Origin of the sequence: Micromonospora sp. H61 (assembly GCF_018070325.1) — a bacterium.
Taxonomy (GTDB): domain Bacteria; phylum Actinomycetota; class Actinomycetes; order Mycobacteriales; family Micromonosporaceae; genus Micromonospora; species Micromonospora salmantinae.
In genome coordinates this window covers 13,335-26,627 of record NZ_JAGPXY010000056.1, presented here as the reverse complement: position 1 = coordinate 26,627, position 13,293 = coordinate 13,335, and the positions used below count along the sequence as shown (strand labels likewise).

The 13,293-nt window shown below is 72.1% G+C and carries 15 protein-coding genes; 12 read left to right on the top strand and 3 right to left on the bottom strand.

Annotation, left to right across the window (positions count from 1 at the left end; genetic code table 11):
- The first annotated feature begins 34 nt into the window (after positions 1 to 34).
- Complete coding sequence (locus tag KBX08_RS24065; RefSeq protein ID WP_210785657.1) at positions 35 to 1,654, top strand: DUF885 domain-containing protein; 1,620 nt, start codon at positions 35 to 37, stop codon at positions 1,652 to 1,654.
- 25 nt (positions 1,655 to 1,679) lie between these two features.
- Here the strand turns inward: KBX08_RS24065 and nudC are convergent, their stop codons facing one another.
- Entirely contained in the window at positions 1,680 to 2,522 is an 843-nt protein-coding gene (gene nudC / locus KBX08_RS24060; protein ID WP_210785656.1) for an NAD(+) diphosphatase, read from the bottom strand.
- Positions 2,519 to 3,214 (bottom strand): hypothetical protein, encoded by a 696-nt coding sequence (locus KBX08_RS24055; RefSeq protein ID WP_210785655.1) that lies wholly within the window; start codon positions 3,212 to 3,214, stop codon positions 2,519 to 2,521. The genes nudC and KBX08_RS24055 overlap by 4 nt, the downstream gene beginning before the upstream one ends.
- A 213-nt stretch (positions 3,215 to 3,427) precedes the next feature.
- Between KBX08_RS24055 and eno the strand changes: the two genes are divergently transcribed.
- From eno to KBX08_RS24035, 4 genes are read left to right on the top strand one after another with little or no spacing between them, the layout of a single operon-like run.
- Complete coding sequence (eno, locus tag KBX08_RS24050; RefSeq protein WP_210785654.1) at positions 3,428 to 4,711, top strand: phosphopyruvate hydratase; 1,284 nt, start codon at positions 3,428 to 3,430, stop codon at positions 4,709 to 4,711.
- 32 nt (positions 4,712 to 4,743) lie between these two features.
- Positions 4,744 to 5,382 carry a septum formation initiator family protein gene (locus KBX08_RS24045; protein ID WP_210785653.1) on the top strand — a complete coding sequence of 213 codons (639 nt, stop codon included), beginning with the start codon at positions 4,744 to 4,746 and terminating at the stop codon, positions 5,380 to 5,382.
- Positions 5,383 to 5,416: 34 nt separating this feature from the next.
- Positions 5,417 to 5,974, top strand: a complete 558-nt coding sequence (locus KBX08_RS24040; protein ID WP_210785652.1) for a DUF501 domain-containing protein — start codon at positions 5,417 to 5,419, stop codon at positions 5,972 to 5,974.
- Complete coding sequence (locus KBX08_RS24035) at positions 5,971 to 6,507, top strand: amino-acid N-acetyltransferase (protein WP_210785651.1); 537 nt, start codon at positions 5,971 to 5,973, stop codon at positions 6,505 to 6,507. Before KBX08_RS24040 ends, KBX08_RS24035 begins: the two co-directional genes overlap by 4 nt.
- Before the next feature lies 1 nt (position 6,508).
- Here KBX08_RS24035 and KBX08_RS24030 read toward each other — a convergent pair whose 3' ends face one another.
- The gene (locus KBX08_RS24030) at positions 6,509 to 7,399 is read right to left on the bottom strand and encodes a PHB depolymerase family esterase (protein ID WP_238691018.1); all 891 of its coding nucleotides are present in this window, start codon (positions 7,397 to 7,399) and stop codon (positions 6,509 to 6,511) included.
- Positions 7,400 to 7,496: 97 nt separating this feature from the next.
- On the opposite strand from KBX08_RS24030, the gene KBX08_RS24025 reads away from it, so the two are divergent.
- The 7 genes from KBX08_RS24025 to KBX08_RS23995 all read left to right on the top strand — a co-directional run bounded on the left by KBX08_RS24025 (position 7,497) and on the right by KBX08_RS23995 (position 13,274).
- Positions 7,497 to 8,537: a helix-turn-helix transcriptional regulator gene (locus KBX08_RS24025; RefSeq protein WP_210785650.1), complete on the top strand. Its 1,041-nt coding sequence runs from the start codon at positions 7,497 to 7,499 to the stop codon at positions 8,535 to 8,537.
- A gap of 22 nt (positions 8,538 to 8,559) precedes the next feature.
- On the top strand, positions 8,560 to 9,489 hold the full coding sequence (locus KBX08_RS24020; protein ID WP_210785668.1) for a Ppx/GppA phosphatase family protein: 930 nt from the start codon (positions 8,560 to 8,562) through the stop codon (positions 9,487 to 9,489).
- Between the two features lie 102 nt (positions 9,490 to 9,591).
- Positions 9,592 to 9,924: a PadR family transcriptional regulator gene (locus tag KBX08_RS24015; RefSeq protein ID WP_074316865.1), complete on the top strand. Its 333-nt coding sequence runs from the start codon at positions 9,592 to 9,594 to the stop codon at positions 9,922 to 9,924.
- A complete protein-coding gene (locus tag KBX08_RS24010) occupies positions 9,921 to 10,949 on the top strand; it encodes a hypothetical protein (RefSeq protein WP_210785649.1) in 1,029 nt (342 codons plus the stop codon). The genes KBX08_RS24015 and KBX08_RS24010 overlap by 4 nt, the downstream gene beginning before the upstream one ends.
- 130 nt (positions 10,950 to 11,079) lie before the next feature.
- Positions 11,080 to 11,655 (top strand): hypothetical protein, encoded by a 576-nt coding sequence (locus KBX08_RS24005; protein WP_307850631.1) that lies wholly within the window; start codon positions 11,080 to 11,082, stop codon positions 11,653 to 11,655.
- Positions 11,656 to 11,854: 199 nt separating this feature from the next.
- Positions 11,855 to 12,541 (top strand): dienelactone hydrolase family protein, encoded by a 687-nt coding sequence (locus KBX08_RS24000; protein ID WP_210785648.1) that lies wholly within the window; start codon positions 11,855 to 11,857, stop codon positions 12,539 to 12,541.
- A gap of 19 nt (positions 12,542 to 12,560) precedes the next feature.
- Complete coding sequence (locus KBX08_RS23995) at positions 12,561 to 13,274, top strand: uracil-DNA glycosylase (protein ID WP_210785647.1); 714 nt, start codon at positions 12,561 to 12,563, stop codon at positions 13,272 to 13,274.
- The last annotated feature ends 19 nt before the right edge of the window (positions 13,275 to 13,293 follow it).

Here is a 13,293-nt window from a genome sequence, read left to right as displayed (position 1 = left end):
CGGCGGAGCGCACAGCGGTCGGTAGGGTGGTGCGGTGGAAGCGTTTGGGGTGCTGGCTGAGCGGGTTGTCGAGGCTTTACTGGAGTCGCGGCCGGGGGTTGCCACCGCAGCCGGGGACCACCGGTTCGACGACAGGCTGCCGGACCTCTCCGCCGACGGGGTGACCGCCGATCGGGCGATGCTCTCCGACGCGGCCAACGCACTGTCCGAACTGGACCCGGACTCGCTCGACGTCGACGAGCAGGTCGACCACGCGCTGCTCAGCTCATTCGTGGACCGGGAGCTGTTCGAGCTGACCGAGATCCGCTCGCACGAGTGGGATCCGCTGCGGCACAACCCCGGCCCGTTGCTGCACCCGCTGCTGGCCCGCCCGTACGCCCCCGCGGACGTGCGGCTGACCCAACTGACCGGCCGGCTCGCCGCCGTACCGGACGCCCTCGCCACCGCCCGCGCGACGCTGCGGGACATGCCGCGAATCCACGCGGAGACGGCGGTGGGGCAGTTCACCGGCACGGCCGCGCTGATCCGCGACGAGCTTCCGGCGTTGCTCGCCCAGGCACCGGGCCACCTCGACCGGGTCGAGCCGGCGGCCACCGCCGCGATCGCCGCGCTGGACGAGTTCGTGGCCTGGCTGCGCACCGGCCTGGCCGCCGATGCCGGCCCCGGCCGTGACCCGCGACTGGGCCGACGCCGCTGGGAGGCCCGGCTGTGGCACACCCTCGACACCGAGCTGGGCGCCGCCGAGATCCAGCGTCGCGCCTGGGCCAACCTGGACCGGGTCACCGCGGAGATCCGCGAGGCCGCCGTCGAGCTGGTCGGTGGTCCGGCCGACGACGCGACAGTACGTCGGGCGTTGGACCTGCTCGCCGCCGAGCACCCGAACGACGCGACGATCGTCGAGCTGGCCGGGGTGACACTGGACGAGGCGACCGACTTCGTCCGCGCACACGACCTGGTCACAGTGGTCGACGACCGGTGCGTGATCCAGGAGATGCCGGAGTTCGCCCGGGGGGTCGCGGTGGCGTACTGCGACGCGCCCGGCCCGTTGGAGACCGCCGTCCTACCGACCTTCTACTGCATTGCGCCCACCCCGTCGGACTGGCCGGCGCAGCGGGTCGAGTCGTTCTACCGCGAGTACAACGACCACATGATCCGCAACCTGACCGTGCACGAGGCGATGCCGGGGCACTTCCTCCAGCTCGCCCACGCCCGCCGCTACGTCGGTGGCACACGGGTCCGCGCGTTGGCCGAGTCCGGCCCGTTCATCGAGGGCTGGGCGGTCTACGCGGAAGAGGTGATGACTGGGCTCGGCTTCGGTGGTCTGCCGGTGCGGTTGCAGCGGCTCAAGATGCAACTACGGATGACGATCAACGCGCTGCTCGACCAGTTGGTGCACGCCGAGGACCTGCCCGAGGCCGAGGCGATGGCGTTGATGACCGGGCGCGGCTTCCAGGAGGAGGGCGAGGCGGCCGGCAAGTGGCGGCGCGCGCAACTGACCTCCACCCAGCTCTCCACCTACTTCGTCGGGTACAGCGAGATGGCCGAGATCGCCGCCGCCCGCCCGGCCGGGGTGTCGGTCCGCGACTGGCACGACGCGATGCTCGCCCACGACTGCCCGCCCCCGCGCCACCTGCGCACCCTGCTCGGTCTCTGAGGAGGACCGCCGGGCCGCGCGGGTTTCAGCGCCGCCCGGCGGTCACCGTCGCGTCGATCAGCCAGCGCGAGATGGAGTACGCGGGCGGCAGTTGCGCCGGCAGCGCATCCAGGCCGAACCACTGAGCCCTGGTCAGCTCCCGCCCGTCGACCACCGGTTCGGCCCGCGGGTCGGCGGCACGGGCGGTGAAGCCGGCGAGCAGCACGCCCGGGCCGGAGATCGCCCACGGTTGGCTGCCGAAGTAGGTCAGCCGGTCGACGGGCAGCCCGACCTCCTCACCGACCTCCCGGTGTACCGCCGCCTCAAGCGTCTCGCCGGCCTCGACGAAGCCGGCCACCAGCGCCCACAGCCCGGTCGGACCGGTGGCGTGCTGGACCAGCAGCAGGTCGTCAACGTGCCCGGGCAGGCCGGGCCGGGTGATCGCGACCAGTACGGCGGCGGAGAGCTGCATCGGCACGTACAGGCCGCAGTCGGGGCACTGTCGGGCGGTCTCGCCGGGTCGGTCGGTCAGCTCCGCTCGGCAGGCGCCGCACCACCGGTGCGTACGCCGCCAGGTCAGCACCGCCAGCGCTCGGCCGGCGAGCGTGGCGTGCGGCTCCGGCACCTCGGCGGCGAGTGACGCCCAGCCGCGCGCCTGGCCGGGAAGGTCGTCGGCGGTGGTGGTCAGGTCGGCGCCCCAGGCGGGCACTCCGTCGAGCGTGCCCAGCGGCACCCAGTCGGTGTCGGCGGGCAGGTCGGCGACCCGGAGGGGGTGGCCGTCGACGCCGGTCAGCAGCTTCGCGCCGGTCACCGGCAGGGCCAGGTCGCCGGGGCCGGGAGGCGGGCTCCGGTCGGCCCCGGGGAGGAACCCGCCGGGCGGGTCGGTCACGAGCCGCCGGGGCGGCGGTCGACGACAGCGGCGTCGGCGGGCGGTTCGAACGCGCCCTCGTCGACGGTCGCGGAGTAGTTGCTCAGTGCCAGCTCCATCGGCTTGCCGTCGACCGGCCCGGTGAAGCTGCCGAGCACGCCCTCGGTGGTCACGCAGGCGGTGAAGTCGCCGGACGACGAGCTCTGAACCGCGACGCAGGCGGCGTGGTGCCCGGCGACGGTGGTGTCGCTCTGCTTGATCACCGCCTGTGGGTCGAGCGCGGCGGCGGTGAGCAGCCCGACCACCACCGGCGGCGTGACGAGGCCCTGCTGGTTGGCCTCGCCGAACAGCGTCACCGTGGGCTTGCTGCCCGGGGTGGGCGGGGTGATCAGCGTGCACTGCGGGCGCGCGCCGGTCGTCGTGCACCGGGTGATGGCCTCCGGGGTGACGGTGAGCTGCCCGCCCGGATAGGTGTACGTGGATCGCGCCGGCTTCTGTGCCTGCACGATCGCTGCGCGTTGGCCGCCGGGCAACTGGTAGTCGGCCGAGTAGGTCAATTCCAGTGCGCGATCGAGCCGGGCGGCGAGGTCGTTGACGAGTTCCGAGCGGCCCATGGCGACTCCGGCGTCCTCGAATGTCTGACAGCCGGTGACCGTGAGCGACGCGATGACCGACACGGCGAGCATGCGGAGGGTGGTCGAGGCGGCGGGCATGGCGACCAGCCTGGTGGATCTGGTCCGCGCAGCGCAAACCCGTTGCCGGTTGACGCCCGGAAATCCGGGAATGTCCGTCAATGCGGGGTGACCCGGGTGCGCGGGCGACGCCGTGCCCGTTCGCGCCGCCCGATACGCTGCGTTCAACACCTGCCTCAGCCGCACCGTCGCGGCCCACCCACGGACCGGATCACAACAACGAGGAGCGACTTAGTGGCAACCATCGAGGGAATCGTCGCCCGGGAGATTCTCGACTCGCGGGGCAACCCGACGGTCGAGGTCGAGGTCGGTCTGGACGACGGCACGGTAGCCCGCGCCGCCGTGCCGTCCGGCGCCTCCACCGGCGCCTTCGAGGCGATCGAACTGCGCGACGGTGACGCCGACCGCTACCAGGGCAAGGGCGTGGAGAAGGCGGTCTCCAACGTCGAAGACAAGATCGTCGACCAGATCATCGGGTACGAGGCCAGCGAGCAGCGGCTGATCGACCAGAAGATGCTCGACATCGACGGCACGGAAACCAAGTCGGAGCTGGGCGCGAACGCCATCCTCGGGGTTTCCCTGGCGGTGGCGAAGGCCGCTGCCGGCAGCGCCGAGCTGAGCCTCTTCCGCTACCTGGGCGGCCCGAACGCGCACCTCCTGCCCGTGCCGATGATGAACATCCTCAACGGTGGCGCGCACGCCGACTCGAACGTCGACATCCAGGAGTTCATGATCGCGCCGATCGGCGCGCCCACCTTCCGTGAGGCGCTGCGCTCGGGCGCGGAGGTCTACCACGCGCTGAAGTCGGTGTTGAAGAAGAAGGGGCTCTCCACCGGGCTCGGCGACGAGGGTGGCTTCGCGCCGAACCTGCCGACGAACGCGGCGGCCCTGGACCTGATCGCCGAGGCGGTCGAGAAGGCCGGTTACCGGCTCGGCACCGACATCGTGTTCGCGCTCGACGTGGCGGCCACGGAGTTCTTCGACAACGGCACCTACACGTTCGAGGGTGCCGCGAAGTCCGCCGAGGAGATGAGCACCTACTACACGAAGCTGGCCGACGAGTACCCGATCGTGTCGATCGAGGACCCGCTGGCCGAGGACGACTGGAGCGGCTGGCAGACGTTGACCGCCTCGATCGGCGACCGGGTGCAGATCGTCGGTGACGACCTGTTCGTGACCAACCCGCAGCGCATCGCCCGCGGCATCGCGGAGAAGGCGGCGAACGCGGTTCTCGTCAAGGTCAACCAGATCGGCTCGCTGACCGAGACCCTGGACGCGGTGGACCTGGCCCACCGGGCCGGCTTCAAGTGCATGATGAGCCACCGCTCGGGCGAGACCGAGGACACCACCATCGCCGACCTGGCGGTGGCCACCGGGTGCGGCCAGATCAAGACCGGCGCCCCGGCCCGTTCGGACCGTGTCGCCAAGTACAACCAGCTTCTCCGGATCGAGGAGGAGCTGGCCGACGCGGCGCGCTACGCCGGCGCTGGCGCGTTCCCGCGCTACCGTTCGGCCTGAGACGCACGAAGCCTCGGGGGAGGGGTGTGACGATGCAGCAGCGCCGCACACCGGGTGGTCAGCGTCCCGCCCGCCGGCCGGGTCAGTCCGGTCGGCCGGGCGGTGGGCGCGCCACGCGGGGATCGGTCCGGGAGGCCGGCGTACGCGCCGAGCCGCGCGCCGCCGGTCGCGCTCCGGGTGCTGCCCGGGGCGCCGAAGGCGTTCGCTCCGCGAATCGTCCCGCCGCCGCTCGGCGTACCGCTGCCGCTGGCGCCGTGAAGCGGCTCGCCGCACCCAACCCCCGTCGCTTCACCGGCCGGGCCACAGTGCTGTTCGCGGTCCTGATCGCGCTCGCGCTGGCCTACACCTATCCGGTTCGGGTCTACCTGGACCAGCAGGCCGACATCGAGCGGATGGAGGCGGCCCAGGCGGTGCAGGAGCGGGAGATCGCCAAGCTCGCCGCCGAGGCCGCCAACTGGAAAGACGACGAGTACATCAAGACGCAGGCTCGGGAGCGGTTCTTCATGGGCGAGCCCGGCGAGAAGATAATGGTGGTGCTGCACGACCCGGAGGGCGCCGCCCGGGACGCCGGGAAGTCGGCCGGTTCGGCCCCGCCAGCCGGGCCGGTGACCTGGTACGACACGCTCTGGTCGAGCGTGCGGGCGGCGGACAGCCAGCAGCCGGGCCAGTGATCCACCGACCAGCACACCAGGAGAGATGGGCACCGTGACTGTCGTACCACCGTCGGAGCCGGCGGCGGATTCCGTTCCCCTGCCGCAGCGCGAGCCGGCCGCCGAGGCCGACCTGGCCGCGGTGGCCGCGCAGCTCGGCCGGGCGCCCCGGGGCACCCGGGCGGTGGCCCACCGGTGCCCGTGCGGCCTTCCCGACGTGGTGGAGACGACCCCCCGCCTCGCCGACGGCACCCCGTTCCCGACGCTCTACTACCTGACCTGCCCCCGGGCCACCGCTGCGTGCAGCCGACTGGAGTCGGCGGGGCTGATGAAGGAGATGGCGGACCGGCTGACGACGGACCCGGAGTTGGCCGCCCACTACCGTGCCGCGCACGAGGACTACCTCGCCCGCCGGGAGGCGATCGGCGAGGTGCCGGAGATCGCCGGCATCTCGGCGGGTGGGATGCCGGGCCGGGTGAAGTGCCTGCACGTGCACCTGGGCCACGCGCTGGGCGCCGGCCCCGGGGTGAACCCGTTCGGCGACGAGACGTTGGGCCTGGTCGAGCCCTGGTGGTCGGCGGGGCCGTGCGTGGACGTGCCGGCGGCCGAATGAGCAGGCAGGCCGGGTCCGAGGCACCCGAGAGTCAGATCCTCGTACGGCGGGCCCGCACCGGGGACGTGCGGGGCATCCGACGGCTCGTCGACACCTACACCGACGACCGGCGGCTGCTGAGCAAGGCGACGGTCACCCTCTTCGAGGACGTGCAGGAGTTCCGGGTCGCGGTCCGGGCCGAGGACGACGTCGTGGTGGGCTGCGGCGCGCTGCACGTCATGTGGGAGGACCTGGCCGAGATCCGCACGGTGGCGGTGGACCCGTCCTGCCGGGGCCGGCGCATCGGTCACCGGCTGGTCGGTGAGCTGATCGACGCGGCCCGGGAGTTGGGCGTGGCGCGGATCTTCGTGCTCACCTTCGAGACCCGGTTCTTCGGCTCGTTCGGTTTCCGCGAGATCGATGGCGCTCCGGTGCCACAGCCGGTCTACGAGCAGCTGCTGCGCTCCTACGACGAGGGTGTCGCGGAGTTCCTGGACCTGGAGCGGGTCAAGCCGAACACGCTGGGCAACACCCGGATGCTGCTGCGCCTGTAGGTCAGGCAGTGCGGGGGTGGGCGGCGAAGAACTCCCACATCAGGTCGGTGGCGGACAGCCCCGCGTCGGATGCGGCGAGTTGGCCCGCTGTCGCTCCCGGCCAACTGTGGCCCATGTCGGCGATCGTGTAGACGCTGACCTCGCTGCCGTCCGCGCAACCCGCCACCGTGTGCGTCACACCCGGCACCCCGGACGCCTTCGGGCTCGGCCGGCAGCTGAGCCGCTGCTGCCAGGTCCGCATGCCGGCCTGGAAGGTCGAGGCGTAGCGGTCCTGGCCGCCGATGAAGGTGATCACGGAGACCGGGCTCTTCGGCACGTAACTGTCGGCGGTGGTCAAGTTTCCGCTGTAACCACCGCTGACCACCCCGATCGCGGCGAACGTGCCAGTGCTCTCCACCGCCGCCCGGAAGCTCATGTCGCCGCCGTTCGAGATGCCGGTGAGGAACACCCGGTTCGGGTCCGCGTGCCAGGTCTGCACCAGATGGTCGGTGAGGGCGTTGAGGAAGCCGACGTCGTCCTCGCTGCCGCAGCAGATCAGCGCGTTGAAGCCGCCCCCCTGCCCGTTGGGGTAGGCGACCAGCACGTTGTCCTTGTCGGCCTTGGCGTCCAGGCCCGCCAACTCCCGCATCGAGGACCCGAGGCCGGGATAGAAGTGCAGCGCGATGACCAGCGCGGAGGGTTTGCCCGGGTCGTACCCCGGTGGCGCGTGCAGCAGGTAGGTGCGGTCGAGTCCGTTGTGGTGCAGGGTGAGCTGGTGGTCACCTGCCGCCGGTCGTTCGCTCGACGCGGACGGTGAGGCTGGTGGGGCCGACGAGGGTTGCCCCCGCTCACCACAAGCTGCCGCAACGACCATGAGGCAGAGCCCCGTCAACACCGCCACCGTTCGCCGCACGCCGGCCACCCCTCGTCGACCCCGCGGTCCACACTGGAGATCATCCAGCCGCGGAGCAACCCTTTCGGTCCTGGGCGAAGGCAGGCAGGCTGTTGCCATGCTTCGCCTCCAGCTCGGGTCGGCCGACCTGTGCCGGGTGCGGTTCGCCGATCGGCTGCATCCGGTCGGGATCGCGCTGCTGGCTGGTCAATGGCTGCGCGATCCCACTGTCGCGGCGATGGCGCCGACCCTGGCCGAGCGGGTGGCGGCGGCCGAGGGCACGGCTGCCGCCCAGGCTGCCACCGCGGTCCTGCGGCATCTGCTGCCCGACCGGGGACGTCTGCCGGACTTCGTCACTCCCTTCGACGGCCTGGAGTCGGTGGAGGCCGGGCTTGAGGCGATCCGGGCCACCCCGGCGCGGCGGGTCCGCGCCGAGGTCACCCTGGCGTACTCGGACACGTCGGCCAGCCCGCTGCGGCGGCGGTTCGCGGCGGCCGACCCGGAGGTGCTGGACCTGTTCGGCGGGGCCGTGCGGACCTGGTTCGACGCGGTGCTCGAACCGCACTGGGTCGAGCTGGTGTCCGCGTACCGTCAGCAGGTGGCGTCTGCCAGCCAGCGGCTGGCGCAGCACGGCCTGGCCAGCCTCTTCGCCGGTCTGCACCCGGCGATCCGGTGGCGGGAGCCGGTGCTGGAGGTACGGACGTGGTGGGACGGCGACCTTCCCGGCACCGGCCACGGGATCATTCTGCTGCCCTCCCCGTTGGCCGGGCCGCGGCCCCGGGTGCTTGTCGAGCAGGGTTACCCGATCCTGCTCGTCTACCCGGTGGTCATGCCCGTGCGCGGGGCCCCCGCCGACGACGGTGCCCTCGGTCGGCTGCTCGGCGTCACCCGGGCGCTGGTGCTGCGCCGACTGGCGACCGACGGGGGGTTGACCACCACCGTGTTGTCCCGGGCGGCCGGGATCAGTCTCTCCTCGGCCTCGGAACATGCCCGCGCGCTGCGGACCGCCGGTCTGGTGACCAGCGAGCGGGAGGGCGGGGCCGTGCGACATCACCTGACCTCGCTCGGGGTGGCGTTGTTGCGGGGCCCGCCGGGCGACCTGGGCGAGTCGTGGCCCACGGCCAACCAAGCCGCCGGGTGGCCGCCCGTCCTGCCGTAAGGTTGCTGCCGTGACGACGCGTGTGGCGGCCATCGACTGCGGGACCAACTCGATCCGACTGCTGGTCGCCGACCTGCCCGACGCCTCGGCCGGGTCGCAGGCGCCGCTGGTCGACCTGACCCGGCGGATGGAGATCGTCCGGTTGGGGCAGGGCGTGGACCGCACCGGCCGACTGGCGCCGGAGGCGATCGAGCGGACCAGGGTGGCGTTGGCGTCGTACGCCGCCGACATCGAGAAGCTGGGCGCGCAGCGGGTGCGGATGTGTGCCACCTCGGCCTCCCGCGATGCCGCCAACGCCGCCGACTTCACCGAGATGGTGCGGGCCACCCTCGGTGTCGCGCCCGAGGTGGTCAGCGGCGACGAGGAGGCCCGGCTGTCGTTCACCGGCGCGGTGCGCGGGCTGCCTGCCGACGCGAAGGAGCCGTTCCTGGTCGTCGACATCGGTGGTGGTTCCACCGAGTTCGTGGTCGGTGACCGGGCCGCCGGGGTGCGGTCGGCGATCTCGGTGGACATCGGCTGCGTCCGGATGACCGAGCGGCACCTGCCCGGTGACCCGCCGACGCCCGAGCAGGTCGCGGCTGCGCAGGCCGACATCGCTGCGGTGGTGGACCGGGCGCTCGCCGTGGTGCCCGGTCGCGAGGCGGCCACCCTGGTCGGCCTCGCCGGGTCGGTCACCACAGTGGTCGCGCTCGCGCGGGGCCTGCGGGAGTACGACCCGGAGCGCATCCATCACGCCCGGGTGTCGTACGAGGAGGTCGCCCGGGTGACAGCGGAGCTGCTGGGTCAGACCCGTGCGCAGCGGTTGGCGAACCCGGTGATGCATCCGGGCCGCGCCGACGTGATCGGCGCCGGCGCGCTGGTGCTTCGCGTGATCATGGAGCGGGCCGGAATGCCGTCGGTGGTCGCCTCGGAGCACGACATCCTCGACGGCATCGCCTGGAGCATCCAGTAAGCCACCGCGCGCCGTCGATCACCACCCGCACGCCGTGCGCGGCTCGGCGTGTTGCGGCCGATTCGTTGACGCTACTTCGCATTACGCACTAGTGTGCAATGCGTGGACACCACACAGTTGTTGAAGGGCGTGCTTGATCTGGCCGTCCTGGCCGTGCTCCGAGAGGAGGACGGTTACGGTTACGACATCCTGCGCCGGCTGCGCGAGGCCGGCCTGGAGGAGGTCGGTGACGCCTCGGTCTACGGGACGCTGCGCCGCCTCTTCGCCGCCGGCCTGCTCACCACCTACGTCGTGCCGAGCGAATCCGGGCCGCACCGCAAGTACTACTCACTCAACGCCGCGGGGCGTGACCAGCTGACCCGCTCCGGCAAGCTCTGGCGCTCGTTCGCCACCACAATGGACAGTCTGCTCGACGATCGGGGGATGGCGGCATGACCGTCGCGGAGCAGGAGATCACCGACTATGTGGCGCGGGTCCGGGCCGCTCTGGCCGACCTGCCGCCCGGGCAACGCGACGAGTTGACCGAGGATCTCGCCGACCACCTCACCGAGGTCGCCGCCGAGGCCGAGGGCACCCTGGTCGAGCGGTTGGGCGAGCCCGAGACGTACGCCGCCGAGCTGCGCGCCGCGGCCGGCGCCGCACCGGGCAGCGGGCGCAACCTCGACCAGCGGGTGGCGAGCGCGGTGGCCCGGGTCCGTGGCCGGCTGCGCACCATGGACACCCGTCTCGGCCCACCCCTGGGGTACGAGACGGCAAGCGACTTCCTCCAACTGCTGCGCCCCGGCTGGTGGGTGCTCCGGGGCTACCTGGCGGCGATGCTGATCACGGTGATCAGCACCGGCGGCAGCTTCGGGCTGCTGCCGAGGTTCGGCGGCGAGTTGCTCGCCGGCATGATCATGCTCGTCGGCTTCGTGCTCGCCTCCATCTGGATCGGCCGCAGCTCCGGGCGGTTGACCCGCTGGCCGCGTTCGGCGGTGCAGGTCGGCAGCGTGGTGCTGGTGGTCTTCGCGTTCGCCGCGCTGATCCAGGCGGAGGACCGGATGCGGTACGGCGACTACGGCATCGATCCGACGTCGGTCAACGGCCCGTACGACCAGGTCCGGGACGTCTTTGTCTACGACAGCGAGGGCCGGCTGGTGGAGAACGCCCGACTCTTCGATCAGAACGGCAATCCGATCCGGCTCGGCTACCCGGACTGTGAAGGCCGCGTCGACGAGTACGGCAACCCGCTGCTGCGGCCCTACCCGTACTGCGTGGGCCGGGCGCCCTTCGGGCCCCGGGGCCCGGGCGTGTCCCCGCCGTCGGCGCCGGCCGCGATCAGCACGCCGACGCCGGAGTCGACCGCCGCACCGACGTCGGGGCCGACCGGCACACCGACGCCGAGTGGAACGCCCGGCGAGCCCTCGGCGGGCCCGACCGTGACGCCGAGCGACACCCCAACCCCCACCCCGACGGGCTGAACCGTCGTGTGAACTGGATCATGCTGATGAAGCTGGGAAATAGCTGAACGGACGAGGCGAGCGGGACGGCACCGGAAATCAATGATCGTTACGGTGTCGTCTGCTCATCAACCCCTCGGAAGGAACCCCCGTGCCAGAGCAGGTCGCACCGCCCCCCGCGCCCGACGCCGCAACCCCTGAGCCGGCCGTCGAGACGCCGCAAGCGGCCGCGCCGCAGCCTGCCGCGCAGCAGCCGCAGCCGGCCACCGAGCCGCAGTCGGCCACCGAGACGCAGCCGGCTACCGAGACGCAGCCGGCGGCCGAACCGAAGGCGGAGAAGTCCGGTGCGAAGAAGGCCATCGGCATCGTCGGTGCGATCCTCGTCGTCGTCGTCATCGCCGGCCTGAAGTTCGGCGTCGCCTCGGCGATCGGCAACTACTTCAACAAGGACGAGACCGCAGCCGCCAAGACCGGTGACTGCATCGCCGAGCTGCCCGAGGTCACCGGCACCGAGCAGGAGGAGGTCGACGGCGCCAAGGTCGTCGAGTGCACCTCCACCGACGCGGCGTACAGCGTGGTCGGTCGGGTGGACGGCCAGAGCGAGGCGCAGGCCAAGGCCGACACGACCTGCACCCAGTTCTTCAAGGAAGGCGAGGAGGGGTACATCTTCTCCAGCATCGAGCCGGGCAAGACGGGCTACGTGCTCTGCCTGACCAAGAAGGTCTGACCACAGCGGTAGCTCGGCAAAGACGGCGGCGGGAGCAGACCCCGCCGCCGTCGGCGTACCCGGAGTCACCGGGGGGCGAACAGGAGGTGAATGCCACTGTTCCGGCGTCTTCCCGACGGCCGCGCGGCGTGGCAGGCTACCGGCACGTAGGACCACTGGGCGACCAGCCAACGATGACTGACCGCTAGGAGGACGGCCCATGGGCGAAATGGTGAGCTACCGCAGCAACGGGGGCACGAGCGAGGGGTATCTCGCGATACCCGCCAGCGGCACGGCCAGCCCCGCCGTCATCGTCATTCAGGAATGGTGGGGCCTGGTCCCGCACATCCGGTCGGTGGCGGACCGGTTCGCCGAGGCCGGTTTCGTCGCCCTCGCCCCGGACTTCTACCACGGTGAGACGACCAGCGAGCCGGACGAGGCGCAGCGGCTCCTGCTGGCGATGCGGATGGACGAGGCGGCGAAGGACATCGCCGGAGCGGCCGACTATCTCGCCGGGCGGCCCGAGGTCACCGGTAAGGTCGGTGCCGTGGGCTTCTGCGCCGGTGGCAGCCTGGCCCTCTGGTCGGCCACCATCTCCGAGCGGATCGTCGCGACCGCCGGCTTCTATCCCGTGCTGCCCTGGGAGTCGATGCGCCCCGACTGGGCCGACTACGCCGGCAAGGCAGCGGTCATCCACTGCTCCGAAGAGGACGGCACCTCGGCCGACGACGGCGTACAGACCGCCCGGCGGGCCATCGAGGAGGCCGGCGGCGACTGCCACCTCTACGACTACCCGGGCACGTCGCACGCCTTCTTCAACGACGACCGGCCGGAGGCGTTCGACCAGCGCGCCGCCGCCAGCGCCTGGGCCCGCACCCTGGAACTCTTCCGGGCCAAGCTTGGCTGAGGCGCGTACCCCCGCACAGGTGGTCGCCCGCGCAGCGCGGGCGACCGACCTGGCCGACCTCGACGCGGCGGTGAGCGACTGTTTCGCCTGCCCCCGGCTGGTCCAGTGGCGGGAGGAGGTCGCCCGCACCCGCCGGGCCGCCTTCCGCGACGAGGAGTACTGGGGTCGGCCGGTGCCGGGCCTCGGCACCGGTGACGCCCGGATCGCCATCCTCGGGCTGGCGCCCGCCGCGCACGGTGGCAACCGCACCGGCCGGATCTTCACCGGTGACCGGTCGGGTGACGTGCTGTTCGCGGCGCTGCACCGGGCCGGGCTGGCCAACCAGCCCACCAGCGTCGCCGCCGACGACGGGCTCACAGTGCGTGACCTGCGGATCTTCTCGGCCGTCCGGTGTGCGCCTCCGGACAACAAGCCGACCCCAGTGGAACGGGACACCTGCGCACCCTGGCTGCACCGCGAGGTCACGCTGATCCGGCCCACGCTGCGGGTCGTGGTCGCGCTGGGCGCGTTCGCCTGGGCCGCGTGGTGGCCGGTGCTCCGTGCGGTGTACGGGCAGCGCCCGCCCAGCCCGCGACCGGCGTTCGGTCATGGGGCACACTGGTCCGGCACGAACGCTCCGGACTTGCTCGGCTGCTACCACGTCAGTCAGCAGAACACCTTCACCGGGCGGTTGACACCAGGGATGTTGGACGACGTCTTCGGCCAGGCTAAACAGCTGGCCGGAGTGGACTGAGACGACGCGTGGGGTGGTG